This window comes from Alsobacter sp. SYSU BS001988, from assembly GCF_054796215.1.
The window spans coordinates 239,962-258,745 of record NZ_JBTAMK010000002.1 but is presented as its reverse complement, the minus strand read 5'-3'; the positions used below and the strand labels follow the sequence as shown (position 1 = coordinate 258,745).

Genomic DNA, 18,784 nt, shown 5'->3' with positions numbered 1-18,784 from the left:
GGGCTTGATGAGATCTATTCCGCGAAATCTTCGACCCGGTATCCCTGCGCGTAGAGGAGCGCGGTGAGGTCGGCGTGCTCGACGCGGGCATGCGCGGCGGCGGCCACCGCGGGCTTGGCCCGGAAGGCGACGCCGAGACCGGCTTCGTTGAGCATCGCCAGGTCGTTGGCGCCGTCGCCCACCGCGAGCGTGTCCGCGTGCGCGAGGCCGAAGCGGTTGCGCAGTTCGACCAGCGTGGCGAGCTTTGCTTCCTTGCCGAGGATCGGCTCCTGGACGCGCCCGGCCAGCCTGGTCCCGTCAGTCAGAAGAATGTTCGAGCGATGCTCGTCGAAGCCGACGGCGCTCGAGATCGGGCCGGTGAACAGCGTGAACCCGCCCGAGACCAGCGCGGCATAGCCGCCGTCCCGCCGCATGGTCCGCACCAGGGCAGGGCCGCCGGGGGTCAGCGTGATGCGTTCGGCGATGATGCGATCCACCACGCCGACATCGAGCCCGGCCAGCAGCGCGACCCGCTCGCGCAGGGCGGGTTCGAAGGCGAGTTCGCCGCGCATGGCGCGTTCGGTGATCGCCGACACCCTCTCCTTCAGGCCGACGAAATCGGCGAGTTCGTCGATGCACTCCTGGCCGATCATGGTGGAGTCCATGTCGGCCAGGAAGAGCCGCTTGCGCCGGGTCGCGACCGGCTGGACGATGACGTCGACGGGAGCTCCGTCCAGGGCGGCGCGGGCGCGATCCGCTTGCGCGCGGGCGTCGTAAGGTTCGTCCGTCGCGGCCGCCGGAATGCGGAACGGGATGTCCGCCGCCAGCCCCGGATTCAGCATGCGAGGAGATTGCGCCCCGGGCAGGACTTGCGCGACGCGCGCAAGCAGCGCATCGGAAAGCGCCGGGCGTTCGGGATGGCAGACGAGCGTCGCGACGTGGTCGATCATGGCCTTGCAGTGTTCAGCGGGTGACGCGCGGTGGCGCACGGTTTCCAGGCCATCCTCATCGCAGGACCGACCGCGAGCGGCAAGTCCGCCCTCGCGGTGAACCTGGCTCGGCGTCTCGGCGGCGCCGTGATCAACGCCGATTCGATGCAGGTCTACAGGGACCTGCGCATCATCACGGCCCGTCCCAGCCCGGACGAGGAGAAGGCCGCCCCGCACCGGCTCTTCGGCCATGTCGACGCGGCGGAAGCCTACTCGGTCGGAAAATGGTCGCGCGCGGCCGCGGTCGAGCTACGCGCGCAGACGGCGGCCGGGCGGATCCCGATCGTGACGGGCGGGACGGGGCTCTATTTCAAGGCGTTGCTGGAGGGCCTTTCGGAGATCCCGGAGGTCCCCGAGGAGGTCCGCGCGGCCGTGCGGGCCGCCACCACGGATGTGCCGGCCGAGCAGCTCCACGCCGAGCTGGCGCACCGCGACCCGGACACGGCGGCCACGCTGCGGCCGAGCGATCGCCAGAGGATCGTGCGCGCCATGGAGGTGTTCCAGGCCACCGGGCGGCCGCTCGTCCGCTTCCAGGGCGAGCGGCAGGGACGCCTCCTCGAGCCGGAGGCCTGCCTGAGGGTGTTCCTCGCCCCGGACAGGGACGATCTCTACCGCCGGATCGACGCGAGATTCGACGCCATGGTGAGCCTGGGCGCGCTGGAGGAGGTGAAGGCCCTGGCGGCGCGGGGGCTCGACCCTGCGCTCCCGGCCATGCGGGCCCATGGCGCGCCGTGGCTAATCAAGGCGCTGCGGGACGAGATGGCGCTGCCCGAGGCGATCGAGCGCGCCAAGGCGGACACGCGCCACTACGCCAAGCGGCAGTTCACCTGGTTCCGGCACCAGGGCGAAGGCTGGCTCTGGCTGACGCCCGCCGAAGCGGAGAGGGCGATGCTGGCGAGCCTCAGCTTCGTCGAGGGGCCGCCGGTGACATCGCCATGAGGCCGCCGGGCGAGGCGGCTCGGGCTCAAGCTCTCCTCGGAAAGCGCTTGACGGGTTTTCGGCGGGCGACTACGGTCCCGCACGTTTCGCAATCGAGGGACGCGCGCGTGCGCAACATTCTTATTGTAACCGGGGCGCCAGAGACGGGACGGTCATAGACCGCAATCCCGACGATGGCGCCGTGTCCGAGGTCCCTCACCGGGGCCTTTTTTGTTGCCTGAACGTCCCGAACGCCGACCGTCCGACCGACCACCCTTTGAACGAACCTGATGGGAGCAAACCGATGACCCGACAGATGACCGGCGCCGAAATGGTCGTCCAGGCGCTCCAGGACCAGGGCGTCGAGCACATCTTCGGCTATCCCGGCGGAGCCGTGCTGCCGATCTACGACGCGATCTTCCATCAGGACCAGGTGAAGCACGTCCTGGTTCGGCACGAGCAGGGGGCCGTTCACGCCGCGGAGGGCTACGCCCGCTCCTCCGGCAAGGTCGGCTGCGTGCTGGTGACGTCGGGTCCGGGCGCGACCAACGCGGTCACCGGCCTCACCGACGCCATGCTGGATTCCATCCCCCTGGTCTGCATCACCGGCCAGGTGCCCACGCATCTCATCGGCTCGGACGCGTTCCAGGAGTGCGACACGGTCGGCATCACGCGCCACTGCACCAAGCACAACTATCTCGTCCGCTCCATCGAAGACCTGCCGCGCATCCTGCACGAGGCGTTCTACGTCGCCTCCAACGGGCGTCCGGGGCCGGTGGTGGTCGACATCCCGAAGGACATCCAGTTCGCCAAGGGCTCCTACGCCAAGCCCATGTCGAACCAGCACAAGACCTATCGCCCGCAGATCAAGGGCGACATGAACCGCATTCGCGCCGCGGTCGACCTGATCGCCTCGGCCAAGCGGCCCGTCTTCTATACGGGCGGAGGCATCATCAACTCCGGCCCGGAGGCGTCCGCGCTGCTGCGCGAACTCGTGCGCCTGACCGGCTACCCGATCACCTCCACGCTGATGGGGCTCGGCGCCTATCCGGCCGCCGATCGGCAGTGGCTCGGCATGCTGGGCATGCACGGGACCTATGAGGCCAACCTGGCGATGCATGACTGCGACGTCATGATCTGCATCGGCGCGCGCTTCGACGACCGCATCACCGGCCGGCTGGACGCCTTCTCGCCGCGGTCCAAGAAGATCCACATCGACATCGATCCCTCGTCCATCAACAAGAACGTGCGGGTCGACATCGGCATCGTGGGCGATTGCGGCCACGTGCTGGAGGACATGGTCCGGCTCTGGCGCACCCAGGCGCCGCAGGTCGACAAGGCCGCCCACGCCGAGTGGTGGAAGCGGATCGAAGGCTGGCGCGAGCGCAACTGCCTCGGGTTCCGCAAGGATCCGAAGGTGATCAAGCCGCAATACGCGGTCCAGCGCCTGTACGAACTGACCAAGGACCGGGACGTCTATGTGACGACGGAGGTCGGCCAGCACCAGATGTGGGCCGCGCAGTATTTCCACTTCCAGGAGCCGAACCGCTGGATGACGTCGGGCGGCCTCGGCACCATGGGCTACGGCCTGCCGGCGGCCGTGGGCGTGCAGATGGCCCATCCGGGCGCGCTCGTCATCGACATCGCCGGCGAGGCCTCGATCCTGATGAACATGCAGGAGATGTCGACGGCGCTGCAGTATCGGCTGCCGGTGAAGATCTTCATCTTGAACAATCAGTATATGGGCATGGTGCGCCAGTGGCAGGAGCTGCTGCATGGCGGGCGCTATTCGGAGAGCTACTCGGAGGCGCTGCCGGACTTCGTCAAGCTGGCCGAAGCCTATGGCGGGCACGGCATCCGCTGCTCGGATCCGGACGATCTCGATCGCGCGATCCTGGAGATGATCGACAGTCCCAAGGCCGTGATCTTCGACTGCATCGTGTCGAAGAACGAGAACTGCTTCCCCATGATCCCGTCCGGGAAGGCTCACAACGAGATGATCCTGCCCGACTTCGAAGGCGAGACCGGCGACATCATCGACGCCAGGGGGCGCGAACTGGTGTGAGGCGATCGGCGCCCCGCACCTCTTGCTCGCCGTCGACTTCTCTCGGCGGCGACGCTGAAACCCTCGTCATCGCCGACCGCGCCGCCGCGGCCGGCGACCTGCCAGGCGCCCCGCGCGTCGCACTGCTCCAGGAAGCCGCTCCATGAAGCTCGTCATCGCCAACAAGGCCTACTCGTCCTGGTCGCTGCGGCCGTGGATCCTGATGCGGGCTCTGGACATCCCCTTCGAGGAGGACCTGTTCCCGCTCGATACGCCGGAGTTCCGGCCGCGCGTCAGCGCCTATCAGGCCGGCTCGACGGTGCCGATCCTGGTGGACGGCGACGTCACCGTGTGGGAGTCGCTGGCGATCATGGACTATCTGGCCGACCGGTTTCCCGAGAAGCGGGTCTGGCCGGAGGACATCAAGGCCCGGGCCTTCGCGCGGACGATCTCGGCGGAGATGCATGCCGGCTTTCGCGGGCTGAGGTCCGCCTGTCCGATGAACCTGCGCAAGCGCTTCGCCGCGATGGACCGCGGCGAGCTTGTCGCCAAGGACGTCGCCAGGGTGGCGCAGCTCTGGTCCCTTGCGCGGGAGCGCTTCGGCGCTCCCGCCGGCGGGCCGTTCCTGTTCGGCGCCTTCACGGCGGCGGACGCGATGTTCGCGCCCGTGGTGACGCGCCTGCAGACCTACAGCATCGCCGTGCCGGGCCCTGTCCGGGCCTATATGGACGCCGTCCTGGACCATCCGGCCTTCGTGGAATGGCAGGAGGCGGGGATGCGCGAATCGTGGGTCGTCGCTCACGACGAGGTCGATGAGCCCGCGATCGGGCCCTTCAGGGCCAGGTGAGGACGGGCGGCGAAACCGATGTGGAAGGGGCTACGATGAACATGCCGATGAAATCCCATTATTCCGACGCCCCGAAGACGCAGCCTCCGGCGCGCCACACCTTGTCGGTGCTCGTCGACAACGAGCCGGGCGTTCTCGCCCGCATCGCGGGGCTGTTCTCCGGGCGCGGCTACAACATCGAGAGCCTGACAGTCTCGGAAACCGAACATGAGGCGCATGTCTCGCGCATCACGATCGTGACCACCGGGACCGCGCAGGTGATCGAGCAGATCAAGCATCAACTCGACCGCCTCGTCCCGGTCCACCGGGTGGTGGACCTCACCGTCCAGGGCGAGGCGATCGAACGCGAGCTCGCCTTGGTGAAGGTCGTCGGCTCCGGCGAGAGCCGGGTCGAGGCCATGCGGCTGGCCGTGGCGTTCGGGGCGCGGACGCTGGACGCCACGCTCACCTCCTTCGTCTTCGAGCTTACGGGCGCGACGGAAGAGATCGAGCGCTTCCTGCGCGTCATGGCGGTGGTGGGCCTCGTCGAGGTGTCGCGGACCGGCATCGCCGCGATGGGCCGCGGCGCGGAAGCGATCTAGACCCGGACAGCCAGGAGATCTCCATGTCGCTGAAGCTCTATCATTCGCCGGGGGCGTGCTCGCTCGCCGCGCATCTCGTCCTCGAGGAGGCCGGCGCCGCGTTCGAGCCGGTGCGGGTGAATTTCGCCGAGGGGGAGCAGCGTTCGCCGGCCTATCTGGCGCTCAACCCGAAGGGCCGCGTCCCGGCGCTGGTCGATGGCGATTGGGTGCTCACCGAAGTTCCCGCCATCTTGCGCTATGTCGCCCGGACGCATCCGGCGGCGGGCCTCTGGCCCGACGATCCCCGCGACGAGGCGCGCTGCGCCGAATGGCTGGCCTGGTGCTCGTCGACGGTGCATGTCTCCTACGCGCATGTGCGCCGCCCGGAACGCTACGCCTCGAGCGACGCCGCCAAGGCGGAGGTGATGGAGAAGGGGCGCGAGACGTGCCTCGACGTCTGGTCGCAGGTGGATGCGCGCCTCGCTGGCCGCATCTTCGCGGCGGGCGACAGCCTCTCGGTCGCGGATTTCTACGTCCTGGTGTTCTGGCTGTGGGGCCGCGGCCCGACCCTGGGCTTCGACATGCCGGCGGCCTATCCCCACTGGACGGCTCATGCCCGCCGGATGGCCGAGCGGCCGGCGGTCCGCCGCGTGTTCGAGCGGGAAGGGCTGCAGCTTCCCTGACGACCCGGAGCCGCGGGACCGGATCTGTCGCTTCGACGAAGTCAGGCGACGGAAGCCGTCGCCGCACCGCGTCGGGGAGCAAGATTGTGTCGGCGGCCGCATGGCGTCCATGCGCGCGGACCTTGTGCGTGGGGCTTGTTTACGGGCCTTGCGACCAGTAAAGCACCGCCGGGACCTCCATCCACCACCCGGCCGGACGGAACACCAACAGGCAGAGGGCCGAACCGCCGGGGGCGGGAGCCCAAGAGAGGACGACACCCATGCGCGTTTATTACGACCGCGACGCGGACATCAACCTGATCAAGGGCAAGAACGTCGCCATCGTGGGCTACGGCTCGCAGGGCCACGCCCACGCGCTGAACCTGCGCGACAGCGGCGTGAAGAACATCGCGGTGGCGCTGCGCGCCGGCTCGCCGACCGTGAAGAAGGCCGAGGGCGAAGGCCTGAAGGTCATGACCGTGGTGGAAGCCGCCAAGTGGGCCGACGTGGTGATGATGCTCACCCCGGACGAGCTGCAGGCCGACATCTACCGCGACGAGCTCGCCCCGAACATGAAGCAGGGCGCGGCCCTGATGTTCGCGCACGGCCTCAACGTGCACTTCAACCTGATCGAGCCGCGCAAGGACCTCGACGTCCTCATGGTCGCCCCCAAGGGCCCCGGCCACACGGTGCGCTCCGAGTACCAGCGCGGCGGCGGCGTGCCGACCCTGATCGCGATCCACCAGGACGCCTCCGGCAACGCGCATGACCTCGGCCTCTCCTACGCTTCCGCGAATGGCGGCGGCCGCGCCGGCGTCATCGAGACGACCTTCAAGGAAGAGTGCGAGACGGACCTGTTCGGCGAGCAGGTCGTGCTCTGCGGCGGCCTCGTTGAGCTGATCCGCGCCGGCTTCGAGACGCTGGTCGAGGCGGGCTACGCCCCCGAGATGGCCTATTTCGAGTGCCTGCACGAGGTGAAGCTGATCGTCGACCTCATCTACGAGGGCGGCATCGCCAACATGAACTACTCGATCTCGAACACCGCCGAGTACGGCGAGTACGTGACCGGCCCGCGCATCATCACCTCGGAGACCAAGGCCGAGATGAAGCGCGTCCTCAACGACATCCAGACCGGCAAGTTCACGCGCGACTGGATGCTGGAGAACAAGGTCAACCAGACCTCGTTCAAGGCCGTCCGCGCCCGCAACGCCGCCCACCAGATCGAGGAAGTCGGCGGCAAGCTGCGCGACATGATGCCCTGGATCAAGGCCAAGGCGCTGGTCGACAAGTCGAAGAACTGAGACTCGGGCGGGCTCTCGCGCCCGCACCCGCGTCCGTGACGGGACAGCCTCCGCCGAGCGATCGGCGGGGGCTTTTTCTTGCCCTTAGGAGTTGCGCTCACTACCCTGCGGGCCGAAAACAAGGGCCGCTGCGGCGGCGGCGAAGCGTGCGGGAGAGCGTTCCAGATGGTGGTGTTGCGCGTCATCGAACGCGATGCGCCGGGGGTGAAGCCTCCTGCTGTGGCGCTGGACGGCGTTTCGATCACGTACGGGGGCGGATCGCAGCCGGTTTATGAGGCCGTGGCGCCGACCACCCTGCGCGTCGCCGACAGCGAGTTCGTCGCCATCGTGGGGCCGACCGGCTGCGGCAAGTCCACATTGCTGAACGCCGCCGCCGGCCTTCTGCGCCCGGCCGGCGGTTCGGTCACGATCTTCGGCGAGAACCTGACCGGGCTGAACGCCAAGGCCGGCTACCTCTTCCAGCAGGACGCGCTGATGCCCTGGAAGACGTCGCTGGACAATGTCGCCATCGCGCTCGAAGTCGGAGGACGTTCGTCCGCCGAGGCCCGCAAGCAGGCCCGGGCCTGGCTCGGCCGCGTGGGGCTGGCGGCGTTCGCGGACCGCTACCCGCACCAGCTCTCGGGCGGCCAGCGCAAGCGCGTCGGGCTGGCGCAGGTCCTCATCCGCGATCCCAAGATCCTGCTGATGGACGAACCCTTCGGCCCGCTGGATGCGCAGACCCGGCAGATCATGGGGACGCTGCTGCTCGAGCTCTGGGCCGCCGACCGCAAGGCGGTGCTGTTCGTCACCCATGACCTGGAGGAGGCGATCGCGCTCGCCGACCGGGTGGTGATCATGTCGGCGGGACCGAAGGCGCGCATCATCGGCGACCACGCCATCGACCTGCCGCGCCCGCGCGACGTGTCGGAGGTGAGGCTCGATCCGCGCTTTCACGCCCTCCACAGGGCCATCTGGGGCGAGCTGCGGGACGAGGTCGTCAAGGCCTATGGGGGAGCGGCGTGAGCGGTCCCGGCCGGACCCGGCTGCTCGTCCTGCAGGCCCTCGTCGCCGTCGTGGCGCTCCTGATCTGGCATGTCGGATCGACGGTCCCGATCGGCGGCGTGTACCTGCTGCCCAAATTCTTCTTTTCGACGCCGCTCGAGGTGATCGGCCGGATCTGGAAGCTGTTCGCCGGCGGGCAGATCTGGAAGCACCTGTCGATCACGCTCAGCGAGACCGTCCTGGCCTTCCTGATCGGCTCGGTGGGGGGCGTGCTCTTCGGATTCTGGTTCGCCCGCAAGCCCACGGTCGCGGCGGTTTTCGACCCTTATGTGAAGATGGCGAACGCCCTGCCGCGGGTGGTGCTGGCGCCGATCTTCATGCTCTGGCTCGGGCTCGGCATCTGGTCGAAGGTCGCGCTCGGGGTGAGCCTCGTCTTCTTCATCGTGTTCTTCAACGTCTATCAGGGCGTGAAGGAGGTGAGCCCGGTGGTCCTCGCGAACGCCAGGCTAATGGGGATGAACGAGCGCCAGCTGTTTCGGCACGTCTACTGGCCCTCCGCGCTGAGCTGGATGTTCTCGTCGCTCCACACATCGGTGGGCTTCGCCCTGGTCGGCGCCGTGGTGGGCGAATATCTGGGCTCGGCGGCGGGCCTGGGCTACCTGATCCACGAAGCGGAAGGCGTCTTCGACGTCACGGGCGTCTTCGCCGGGATGGTGATCCTGGCCGCTTTCGTGCTGGTCATCGACTGGCTGGTGACCATGATCGAGAACCGGCTGCTGGTCTGGCGGCCGCAGCCCGCCTCGCATGTGTGATGCAGCGCTTCAACCAGGGCGCGAAGGCGCTCCAGGATTACACCAACAGGGAGTGAAAACATGAATCCCTTCAGGCTGATTGCGACGGCGGCTGCCGCGCTGCTTCTGGCGGGGAGCGCGGCCTTCGCGCAAGCGCCGGAGAAGAAGGAGGTCAAGCTGGGGGTCGGCGGCAAGGCGCTGCTCTACTACCTGCCGCTGACCATCGCCGAGCGGAAGGGCTTCTTCAAGGAGCAGGGGCTCGACGTGGAGATCTCCGACTTCGCGGGGGGCGCCAAGTCGCTGCAGGGCCTGATCGGCGGCTCGCTGGACGTGGTGACGGGCGCCTATGAGCACACCATCCGGATGCAGGCCAAGGGGCAGGACATCCGCGCCGTGCTGGAGCTCGGGCGGTTCCCGGGCATCGCCGTCGGCGTCGCCAAGGCCAAGGCAGCCGCCTACAAGTCGCCGAAGGACCTCAAGGGCATGAAGATCGGCGTCACCGCGCCGGGCTCCTCCACCAACATGCTGGTCAACTTCCTGCTCGCCAAAGAGGGGCTGACGCCGCAGGACGCGTCCTTCATCGGCGTCGGCAGCGCGGCGTCGGCCGTGGCCTCCATCCGCAACGGCCAGCTGGACGCGATCTCCCACCTGGAGCCCGTGCTGTCCATGCTGGAGCAGTCCGGCGACATCAAGATCGTCGTGGACACCCGGACGGAGGAGGGCACCAAGGCGCTGTTCGGCGGCTCGAACCCGGCGGCCGTGCTCTACGCCAAGAAGGATTTCACCGACAAGAACCCCAACACCGTCCAGGCGCTCACCAACGGCCTCTACAAGGCCCTGCAGTGGATCCAGAAGTCCTCGCCCGAGGAGATCGCCGCGGCGGTCCCGGAGGAGTACCTGCTGGGCGACAAGGCGCTCTATGTTCTCGCCGTGAAGAACTCCAAGCCCACCTACTCGATCACCGGCGTGATCTCCGAAAGCGGAATGACCAGCACCAACGATATGCTGAAGCAGTTCGAGCCTGAACTGAAGGACGCCAAGGTCAATCTGGCCGACACCTTCGATCCCCGCTTCGCCAAGAAGGCGGCCGAGATGGTGAAATGATCGGCCCGAACCTCGCCTGAACGATTCGGCCTCGCCCGGATCCCTCAACGCCCCGGAGCAATCCGGGGCGTTATTGCTTTCAGCTCCGTTACGATCTTCGCTCGCTTTGAATAGGCATGCCGCGCTGCAAAGCAATCAGAGGGAGCTGATCCGTGAACGTCTGTTCATGTCCATCATGAATGCCTATTCACAAACGGCCGTTTCTTCACGGGGGTCGCCCCGCCTGGAACCGTCACCGCGCTTACTCGTTGTGAGGGCGGGGGCGATCGAGGAGAAGACGCCATGAATACGAAGCTTCTTTCGTGCGCCGCCCTGGCGGCGCTGATCGCCATGCCGATCGCCGCTCAGGCCCAGTCCTCCGGCGGAGCCGCCGCAGGCGCGACCGCGGGCGCTGTGGGCGGAGCCGTCGTCGGCGGCCCGGTCGGAGCCGTCGTGGGCGGAGCCACGGGCGCGATCGTGGGCGGGCTGACCGGCCCGGACGAGACCCGGTTCAAGGAATATGTCGTGAAGGAGCGCCATCCTTCCGTGCGCGTGCAGGAGAAGGTCGTCGTCGGCGAGAGCCTGCCGCGGAACGTGCAGATCTATGAGGTTCCGGCGAGCGCCGGCGTGAAGACCACCTACCGCTACTCGGTGGTCAATGACCGCACTGTGCTGGTCGACCCGCAGACCCGCCGCATCGTCCAGGTCATCGACTGACCCGGACTAACGTTTCAGCCGGCGCGGCGCCTCGACGCCGCGCCTGTCCCGCAACCGCGGACGGTGACGGCCCCCGGGATCGCCGGGCCAGAGCCTCCCGTCCCTGACGAAGGAGAACGGTATGAAAATCGCCAGCCTCGGCCTCGCCCTCGCGCTGATCAGCACGACGGCGTTGGCGCAAACCAGCCCGTCGGCCGGTTCGGCCGGATCGAATGCGTCCGGCGGTTCGTCCATGAGCGCGGGGTCCGATTCGGGCTCCAGCCTGCAGCGCCAGAAAGCCGGCGGCCAGAGCCGCGGCGAGCGGGGCGCGACGGCCCAGAGCGCGAAGTCGGAGTCGTCCGGGGCGGCGGGCACGTCGCGCTCGGAGACGACCGGCGGCTCGGCCCGCGCGGAGCGCTCCAGCACGCACGTAGAGGGACGCACGACGGTCGGTTCGCGGACCCGCGAGGACAGCGGGGTCTCGATCCGGACGCGCAGCCGCGTTTCGGAGGGGCCGAGCGTCTCCGTCAGGCATCGCTCCGTCACCCGTTACGAGGATGAGCCGAGCACGACCGTGGTGCGGCGCAAGAAGGTCGTCCACCGCGTTCACGAGCCGTCCCGCAAGGTCGTGATCCGCAGCAAGCATCGGCGCCACTATGTCGAGGAGCCGTCGCTCACCATCAAGCGCAAGCGGCACATCGTGCGCAGCTATGAGGACGAGCCGTCCGTGTCCGTGACGCGCCGCAGTCGCACCGTGCATCGCTATGACAGCGAGCCGTCGGCCAGCGTCTCGGTGCGCAGCAGCCGCGTGCAGCGCGGCGAGGCCCGCTTCTCGGCGGAGCGCAGCACGACCCGCGGCGAGGCCTCGGCCACCCGCGAGCGCTCGCGCAACGTCGAGACCGGGTCGGTCCGCCAGCAGGGCGGCGCGTCCGTGAACTCCCGCTCGTCGACCTCCGGCTCCATGTCCGGGACGAGCGGCAAGGCGAGCGGCTCGATGGGCATGCAGGGCTCCGGCGGGTCGCAGAGCATGAAGCCGCAAGGCTCCGGCTCGACCGCGCAGTGACCCCTTGACTTCGAATTGGGCGGCCGGGTCGATCCCGGCCGCTTTCGCATGTGGTTTCACGCGGATCGATCCCCGGCATCACGGCTTTTCATTTGTCGCGACACGCGCCGGCGGCGATGTTCAGGCTATGAACATCATGTCCATCCAGTCCCATGTCGCCTATGGCCATGTGGGCAACGCCTCGGCCGTGTTCCCCATGCAGCGGCTGGGATGCGACGTGTGGCCGATCCATACGGTGCAGTTCTCCAACCACACCGGGTACGGCCACTGGACCGGGCGGGTCTTCGACGGCTCGATGATCGAGGAGATCGTCGACGGCGTCGCCCAGCGGGGCGTGCTCGGCTCGTGCGACGGCGTCCTGTCCGGCTATATGGGTTCGGTGGGCATCGGCGAGGCCATCCTGTCCGCCGTCGCGCGGGTGAGGGAGGCGAACCCGCAGGCGACCTATTGCTGCGACCCGGTGATCGGCGATGTGGGCCGAGGCGTCTTCGTGCGTCCCGGGATTCCGGAGTTCATGCGCGAGCAGGCGGTCCCCGCGGCCGACGTGATCACGCCCAACCAGTTCGAACTGGAGCTCCTGGCCGAGCGCCGCTGCGGGACCCTCGCGGAGGCGAAGGCTGCGCTGGAGGCGGCGCATCGCCTCGGCCCCAAGGTGGCGCTGGTGACCTCGTTCCTGTCGGACGAGACGCCCGCGGACGCCATCGATCTCCTCGCCTCGGACGCGGAGGGAACGCACCGGGTGCGGACGCCCCGGCTCGGCGTCAGCGTCAACGGAGCGGGCGACGCGATCGCGGCGCTGTTCTACGTGCACTGGCTGAGGAGCCGGTCGGCCGCCCATGCGCTCGGCGAGGCGGCGGCCTCCGTCTACGGCCTGCTCAAGCGGACCGAGGAGGCGGGGTCGCGCGAGATCCTGACCGTGGCGGCGCAGGACGAGTTCGTGGCGCCGACGCGCCGCTTCCCGGTGGAGCGCGTTTGATCCCTGAACCTGGAATGCGGCGCCCGCCAGCCTTGCCAGCGCGGGCCCCGGGGTGGGATGAAGGGGCATGAAGCTTCGCGTCGCCACCTTCAACATCGAGAACCTCTCGTCGCGCTGGCGTTTCGCAGAGGCGCAGCGGGGCGACGTGACGGCGGCCATGTCGCTCGCCGAGTTCGCCCGGCCGATCGAGCGCGAGACGGCCGAGCGCTCCGTCGGCCTCACGCTCGAGGACGACAAGCGCCAGATGACCGCGCTGGCGGTCGCGGAATCGAGAGCCGACCTGATCTGCCTGCAGGAGGTGGACAGCCTGCGCGTGCTGGAGGCGTTCTTCGCCAACTACGTCCACCGCATGTCGGACATCCGCTACGGCCACTTCAAGCTCGTGGAGGGAAACGACCGCCGCGGGATCGACGTGGCCTTCGCGGCCAGGCGAAACCTGCTTGCGGCCGACCAGGTCAAGGTCGCCTCCCATCGGGAAGCGACGTTCGGGGAGTTCGGCGTCTACGGCCCAGAGATCGCCGCCTTCGGCATCAGGCCGGACGACCGCGTGTTCAACCGCGACTGCCTGATGGTCGACCTCCAGCTGGACGGCGCGCCGCTGACCCTGTTCGTCTGCCATCTCAAGTCGATGAACAACGGCAAGGACGACGGCCGCGCGGCGACCATGCCGCTGCGCCGCGCCGAGGCCCAGGCCGTGCGGGCGCTGATCCGCCGACGCTTCGGCGAGCGTTGGCGCGAGGCGCACTGGATCGTCGCCGGGGACCTCAACGACTATCGCGAGATCATCGGCCCGGGCGGATCCGTGACCGCGCGGACCCCGTCGGGCCTGGACGATCTCATCGAGGGCTTCGGGGTCAACCCCGTCGCCGACCTGCCGGTCCATGAGCGTTGGACGCACTTCCACCGGGCCTGGTCGGAAACCGAGCAGCGCATCCGCGAGGAGCATGTCCAGCTCGACTATGTTCTGCTGTCTCCGGCGCTGGCCGCGCGCGGCGCGGCCGTGACCATCGTCCGCCGCGGCCTTCCCTACCGCACGCCGCTCGACCCGCGCGATCCGGACCGGTCCATCGCGTCGCTCGCCCTCAAGGGGGACCGCTATCCGCGCGTCGGATGGGACCGGCCCAAGGCCAGCGACCATTGTCTGCTGGTCGTCGAGATCGATCTTCCCGCCCTTTCCTCGGCTCCCTGAACGGAGGTCGCCATGCGCCGTCGTTTCTTCACGCTGGATGTGTTCACCGAAATTGCGATGGCGGGCAATCCCCTCGCGGTGGTCCTCGACGCGCAAGGGCTCACCGACGTGGCCATGCAGGGGATCGCCAGGGAGTTCAACCTCTCCGAAACCGTGTTCGTCCTGCCGCCGGAGGATCCCCGGCAACGCGCGCGGCTGCGCATCTTCACGCCCGGGCGGGAGCTGCCTTTCGCCGGACATCCGACGGTGGGAACGGCGGTGCTGCTGGGCGGCCTGGACCACGGGGCGGGCCATGGCGTGCTGGGCTTCGGCCTGGAGGAGAAGGTGGGGCTCGTGCCCTGCGTGGTCGAGGTGAAGCACGAGGGCTGCGGAGAGGCGACCTTCACGCTGCCGCGCCTGCCCGAGGAGGTCGGGGCGCCGGCGCCGGACCAGGCGGTCGCCGCGGCCTTGTCGCTCCAGGCGTCCGACATCGGCTTCGGTTCGCATCGCTGCTCGGTCTTCTCGGCCGGCAACGGCTTCACCTTCGCGCCCCTGGCCAGCCGGGAGGCGGTGGCGCGGGCCAAGCCCGACCTCTCTCGGTGGGAGGAGGGGACCCGGCCGGCCGACCACCCCAACGCCTTCGTCTACACCCGGGAGACCACCCACGCCGGCAGCGCCTACCACGCCCGCATGTTCGCGCCCGACATGGGCGTCATGGAGGACCCCGCCACGGGCTCCGCGGTGGCGGCCTTCGCGGGCGTCGTGATGCGGTTCGACCGGCCGGCTGACGGGGAGCATTCGATGGTGATCGAACAAGGCTACGAGATGGGCAGGCCCTCCCAGATCACGCTCGGGCTTTCGGTGGAAGGCGGCCGGCTGACGCGAGCGACGATCGGCGGCAGCGCGATCGTGATCTCCGAAGGAGCGCTGCGCCTGTGAATGCGCCGATGGGAGACCTCAGCGCCGCGCCGGTCATCGCCCGGGTCGCCGCCGTAGAGTGCCGGCTCGTGCAGCGCCCCTGGGCGTGGGCGGAGGCCGAGCGCGAGCGCATCGAGGCCCACTGGGCCGAGCTTGCAGCCGGAAATCCCGCGCTCTTCGACGGCCGCGTGCTGGTGCTGCACAGCGGCGGGGTCGAGGGCGACGTGTTCCGGGCCTCCTATCTGGAAACCGGCTTCTCGCGGTTCATCGCCTGGCGCGACTTCGGGTTTCCCGACCGCACCATGCGCAACGCCTTCGCGATGGCGGCGCTGCGCTCCGCCGACGGGGCCTATCTGCTGGGCGTGATGGGGCCGCATACCGCCAATTCCGGGAAAGTCTACTTCCCGGCCGGGACCCCTGACCTGAGCGACGTGGTGGGCGACGCCGTCGACCTCTCGGGCAGCGTGGCGCGGGAGCTGGAGGAGGAGACCGGCCTCACCGCGGCCGATGTCGCCTTCGCGGATGACTGGACCGTGGTCACGCATGGACAGCGGATCGCGCTCATGCGCCTGGCGCAGGCTCGGGAGGCGGCGGAGCCGCTGCGCCAGCGCATCCTGGCGGAGCTGTCGCGCCAGAAGGAGCCGGAGCTCTCGGACATCAGCATCGTGCGCCGAGCGGGCGACATCGACGAAGCCGCCATGCCGCCTTTCGTCTGCGCCTATCTGAGAGAGGCGCTGGGCGAGGCCTGAGCCTTCACCCCTGCGGGTAGCCGTGCCGGGCCTTGCTGGCTCGGATCAGGCCTTCGGCTTCGGCCTCCCGTCCCGCGGAGCAGGCCGCCGATGCCTGGGCGATTTCGCCCTTGATCCGGTCGTAGACGGACTGGCTCGTGTGGCCGGAGTTCAGGTCGTTGTCCATGATGGCCGTGTAGCGGGCCACAGCGCCCGCGCATCCCGCGCCGTCCGGCAGCCGGAAGCCCGGCGGCGAGACCCCGACCGGAAGATTGGCGTAGGCCGACGCCGTCGGAGCGCTCGAGGCCACGGGCCCGGGCGCCTGGGTGGCGTTGCAGGCCGACAGGGACGCGCAGAGGGCGGCGAAAGCAAAGCGGCGGATCATCAAGGAGGCTCCAGATCGGAAGACGGTAGTGTCGAGAGTCGCGCCGGCCCGTCAACCAGGAGGCGACCGAAGGCCGTGCGAATCATTTTAAAAATTGTTAATCTATTTCATGATCTTTGGAGGCTGCGGGCATGTTCCGGGCGCTCTACGTGAGCAGCCACGTTCTTCCGGTTCGAGAGGACGGGTCGGCTCAAGCTTTCGTCGACATCTCGGTTCAGGCCACGCGCAACAACGTCGTCTTCGGCATCGACAGCTTCCTGCTGTGCACGCCCCACTGGTTCTGCCAGCAGATCGAAGGTCCCGAAGGCGCGGTGCGCAGGATGCTTCACCGCATCGCCGGAGATCCCCGTCATTTCGATCTGCGGCTGATCGAGGCCCGGCCGGCGCCGCGGTTGCTGCGGGAAGGCTGGCGCTTCGCGATGGTCTACAAGTCCATCGAGAATCGGTTGGCGTTTCTGGAACGGGGCTTCAGCCGCGCCATCGTTCCGTACGACCGGGCGGCCGACGAACTCCTCGATCTGTTCGCCTCCATGGACGGGGTCCAGCCCTGGACGCCTCCGGCGGAGGCGGCGCTGGGCCTCGCCCACTAGCGGCCGCGGCGTCCGGCTGCGAAAGGGCCAGCTTGCCTTGAGCGGGCCGGATCGGTTATGAACGTGCGCTCGCGGCGCGTCGCCGCGATGAACGAGGACGCCGTGGCTCGATCCGCCACCCATCGCCGCCTGCAGACGGAGACCGCTTCGGTCCGTCCGGCGGATGCGTGCGCGTCGGCTTCGCTGCTTCTTTCCGGGCTTCTTCTCCTTAGCCGCCCCTGAGGGCCGGCCGGGCGCACGCGCCTTGGCGCTCAGGGGACAGCCGGAAGCCGAACACGAACGGCGCCCTGTTTCGCCCATGAGCGGCGGGCGCGAGCCACGAGAAGGAACACCCCATGACTGCGCCCCAGACCGCCGGCGACGCCTCCCAGGATCGCGTCCTGATCTTCGACACCACGTTGCGCGATGGCGAGCAATCGCCCGGCGCCTCCATGACGCTGGAGGAAAAGCTGCAGGTGGCCGTGTTGCTCGACGACATGGGCGTCGACATCATCGAGGCGGGATTTCCGATCGCCTCCAACGGCGACTTCGAAGCCGTCACCGAGATCGCCAAGCGGGTGAAGCGCGCGACCGTGGCGGGTCTGGCGCGCGCCGGCCAGAAGGACGTCGACCGCGCCGGCGAGGCCGTGAAGCACGCCGCCAAGCCCCGGATCCACACCTTCATCTCCACCTCGCCGGTGCACATGAAGTACAAGCTCCAGATGGAGCCCGAGCGGGTCCTGGAGATGGTGACGGCGTCGGTCACCCGCGCCCGGAACTGGGTGGACGACGTCGAATGGTCGGCCGAGGACGGCACCCGCACCGAGATGGACTTCCTCTGCCGCTGCGTGGAGGCCGCCATCCGGGCCGGCGCGACCACGATCAACATCCCCGACACGGTGGGCTACACCACGCCCGAGGAGTATGCGGCCCTGTTCCGGACCGTCCGCGCCCGCGTGCCGAACGCCGACAAGGCGGTCTTCTCGGTGCATTGCCACAATGACCTCGGCATGGCGGTGGCCAACACGCTGGCCGGCGTGCAGGGCGGCGCGCGGCAGATCGAGTGCACGATCAACGGCATCGGGGAGCGCGCGGGCAACGCCGCCCTCGAGGAGGTCGTGATGGCGCTGAAGACGCGCAGCGACGCCTATCCGTACGCCTGCGGCGTCGACAGCCGCATGCTCACCCGCGCTTCCAAGCTGGTCGCCGCGGTGACGTCGTTCCCGGTGCAGTACAACAAGGCCATCGTGGGCCGGAACGCCTTCGCGCATGAAAGCGGCATCCACCAGGACGGGATGCTGAAGAACACCGAGACCTACGAGATCATGACCCCCGAGTCGGTAGGCGTCTCCAAGACGTCGCTGGTGATGGGCAAGCACTCCGGCCGCCACGCCTTCCGCGAGAAGCTGAAGGAGCTCGGCTACGATCTGGGCGAGAACGCGTTCGAGGACGCGTTCAAGCGCTTCAAGGACCTCGCCGACCGCAAGAAGCATGTCTATGACGAGGACCTGGAGGCGCTGGTCGACGACGAGATCCTGACCGCGCATGACCGTATCAAGGTCGTCGCCCTGACGGTGATCGCCGGCACCCAGGGCCCGCAGCTCGCCACCCTGACGCTGGACGTGGAGGGAACCCACAAGACCGTGCAGGCCAGCGGCAACGGCCCGGTGGACGCCTGCTTCAACGCAATCAAGGCGCTGGCGCCGCACGAGGCCAGGCTGGAGCTCTATCAGGTGCACGCGGTCACCGAGGGCACGGACGCCCAGGCCGAGGTGTCGGTGCGCCTCTCGGAGGACGGCAAGTCGGTCACCGCCAAGGCGGCGGATCCCGACACGCTGGTCGCCTCGGCGCGCGCCTATTTGGGCGCGCTCAACAAGCTGATGACGAAGCGGCTGCGCGGCAAGCCCGAGGCGCTGCAGGCGGGCTGAACAGGCCCGGACGGGGCGGGGCGCCGGCACGCTCCGCCCGTTTCCGCGGGATCCAGCCCGGCCGGGTCCCGATCTTCACTAAAATGCGCCGAGGCGCTGGACACGCCCGGCGCCGTTTGCTAATCACCCCCTCGTCGCGGGGGCGAGGCCCTGTCGCTTCCTCTCCGGAAGCTTTCGTCCTCCCCGCCGGACCAGGCG

General features: G+C 68.7%; 19 protein-coding genes. 17 read left to right on the top strand and 2 right to left on the bottom strand.

Annotation, left to right across the window (positions count from 1 at the left end; translation table 11 throughout):
- Positions 1 to 14 precede the first annotated feature (14 nt).
- Complete coding sequence (serB, locus tag ACYVO7_RS05240) at positions 15 to 926, bottom strand: phosphoserine phosphatase SerB (RefSeq protein WP_460449123.1); 912 nt, start codon at positions 924 to 926, stop codon at positions 15 to 17.
- Positions 927 to 959: 33 nt separating this feature from the next.
- Between serB and miaA the strand changes: the two genes are divergently transcribed.
- The 15 genes from miaA to ACYVO7_RS05165 all read left to right on the top strand — a co-directional run bounded on the left by miaA (position 960) and on the right by ACYVO7_RS05165 (position 15,725).
- Positions 960 to 1,907 carry a tRNA (adenosine(37)-N6)-dimethylallyltransferase MiaA gene (miaA, locus tag ACYVO7_RS05235; RefSeq protein ID WP_460448784.1) on the top strand — a complete coding sequence of 316 codons (948 nt, stop codon included), beginning with the start codon at positions 960 to 962 and terminating at the stop codon, positions 1,905 to 1,907.
- Between the two features lie 283 nt (positions 1,908 to 2,190).
- Positions 2,191 to 3,951 (top strand): acetolactate synthase 3 large subunit, encoded by a 1,761-nt coding sequence (locus ACYVO7_RS05230; protein ID WP_406854279.1) that lies wholly within the window; start codon positions 2,191 to 2,193, stop codon positions 3,949 to 3,951.
- A 142-nt stretch (positions 3,952 to 4,093) separates the two neighbouring features.
- Positions 4,094 to 4,777: a glutathione S-transferase family protein gene (locus tag ACYVO7_RS05225; RefSeq protein WP_460448783.1), complete on the top strand. Its 684-nt coding sequence runs from the start codon at positions 4,094 to 4,096 to the stop codon at positions 4,775 to 4,777.
- 35 nt (positions 4,778 to 4,812) lie between these two features.
- The gene (gene ilvN / locus ACYVO7_RS05220; RefSeq protein ID WP_460448782.1) at positions 4,813 to 5,358 is read left to right on the top strand and encodes an acetolactate synthase small subunit; all 546 of its coding nucleotides are present in this window, start codon (positions 4,813 to 4,815) and stop codon (positions 5,356 to 5,358) included.
- Positions 5,359 to 5,381: 23 nt separating this feature from the next.
- The gene (locus ACYVO7_RS05215; RefSeq protein ID WP_460448781.1) at positions 5,382 to 6,020 is read left to right on the top strand and encodes a glutathione S-transferase family protein; all 639 of its coding nucleotides are present in this window, start codon (positions 5,382 to 5,384) and stop codon (positions 6,018 to 6,020) included.
- 260 nt (positions 6,021 to 6,280) lie between these two features.
- Complete coding sequence (gene ilvC, locus ACYVO7_RS05210) at positions 6,281 to 7,300, top strand: ketol-acid reductoisomerase (RefSeq protein ID WP_406854276.1); 1,020 nt, start codon at positions 6,281 to 6,283, stop codon at positions 7,298 to 7,300.
- Positions 7,301 to 7,465: 165 nt separating this feature from the next.
- Positions 7,466 to 8,302 carry an ABC transporter ATP-binding protein gene (locus ACYVO7_RS05205; RefSeq protein ID WP_460448780.1) on the top strand — a complete coding sequence of 279 codons (837 nt, stop codon included), beginning with the start codon at positions 7,466 to 7,468 and terminating at the stop codon, positions 8,300 to 8,302.
- A complete protein-coding gene (locus ACYVO7_RS05200) occupies positions 8,299 to 9,093 on the top strand; it encodes an ABC transporter permease (RefSeq protein ID WP_460448779.1) in 795 nt (264 codons plus the stop codon). The genes ACYVO7_RS05205 and ACYVO7_RS05200 overlap by 4 nt, the downstream gene beginning before the upstream one ends.
- A gap of 60 nt (positions 9,094 to 9,153) precedes the next feature.
- Positions 9,154 to 10,176, top strand: coding sequence for an ABC transporter substrate-binding protein (locus tag ACYVO7_RS05195; protein WP_460448778.1), 1,023 nt, complete (start codon positions 9,154 to 9,156; stop codon positions 10,174 to 10,176).
- Positions 10,177 to 10,458: 282 nt separating this feature from the next.
- A complete protein-coding gene (locus tag ACYVO7_RS05190; protein ID WP_460448777.1) occupies positions 10,459 to 10,872 on the top strand; it encodes a DUF1236 domain-containing protein in 414 nt (137 codons plus the stop codon).
- A gap of 121 nt (positions 10,873 to 10,993) precedes the next feature.
- Positions 10,994 to 11,914: a hypothetical protein gene (locus ACYVO7_RS05185; protein WP_460448776.1), complete on the top strand. Its 921-nt coding sequence runs from the start codon at positions 10,994 to 10,996 to the stop codon at positions 11,912 to 11,914.
- Positions 11,915 to 12,041: 127 nt separating this feature from the next.
- A complete protein-coding gene (gene pdxY / locus ACYVO7_RS05180; protein ID WP_460448775.1) occupies positions 12,042 to 12,890 on the top strand; it encodes a pyridoxal kinase PdxY in 849 nt (282 codons plus the stop codon).
- A gap of 67 nt (positions 12,891 to 12,957) precedes the next feature.
- Entirely contained in the window at positions 12,958 to 14,079 is a 1,122-nt protein-coding gene (locus ACYVO7_RS05175) for an endonuclease/exonuclease/phosphatase family protein (protein WP_460448774.1), read from the top strand.
- Positions 14,080 to 14,091: 12 nt separating this feature from the next.
- Positions 14,092 to 14,997: a PhzF family phenazine biosynthesis protein gene (locus tag ACYVO7_RS05170; RefSeq protein ID WP_460448773.1), complete on the top strand. Its 906-nt coding sequence runs from the start codon at positions 14,092 to 14,094 to the stop codon at positions 14,995 to 14,997.
- Between the two features lie 8 nt (positions 14,998 to 15,005).
- A complete protein-coding gene (locus ACYVO7_RS05165) occupies positions 15,006 to 15,725 on the top strand; it encodes an NUDIX hydrolase (protein ID WP_460448772.1) in 720 nt (239 codons plus the stop codon).
- Between the two features lie 4 nt (positions 15,726 to 15,729).
- Here the strand turns inward: ACYVO7_RS05165 and ACYVO7_RS05160 are convergent, their stop codons facing one another.
- On the bottom strand, positions 15,730 to 16,089 hold the full coding sequence (locus ACYVO7_RS05160) for a hypothetical protein (RefSeq protein ID WP_460448771.1): 360 nt from the start codon (positions 16,087 to 16,089) through the stop codon (positions 15,730 to 15,732).
- Between the two features lie 131 nt (positions 16,090 to 16,220).
- Between ACYVO7_RS05160 and ACYVO7_RS05155 the strand changes: the two genes are divergently transcribed.
- Both ACYVO7_RS05155 and ACYVO7_RS05150 read left to right on the top strand, forming a co-directional pair.
- Positions 16,221 to 16,679 carry a BLUF domain-containing protein gene (locus ACYVO7_RS05155; RefSeq protein ID WP_460448770.1) on the top strand — a complete coding sequence of 153 codons (459 nt, stop codon included), beginning with the start codon at positions 16,221 to 16,223 and terminating at the stop codon, positions 16,677 to 16,679.
- Positions 16,680 to 17,014: 335 nt separating this feature from the next.
- A complete protein-coding gene (locus ACYVO7_RS05150; RefSeq protein WP_460448769.1) occupies positions 17,015 to 18,586 on the top strand; it encodes a 2-isopropylmalate synthase in 1,572 nt (523 codons plus the stop codon).
- Positions 18,587 to 18,784: the final 198 nt, after the last annotated feature.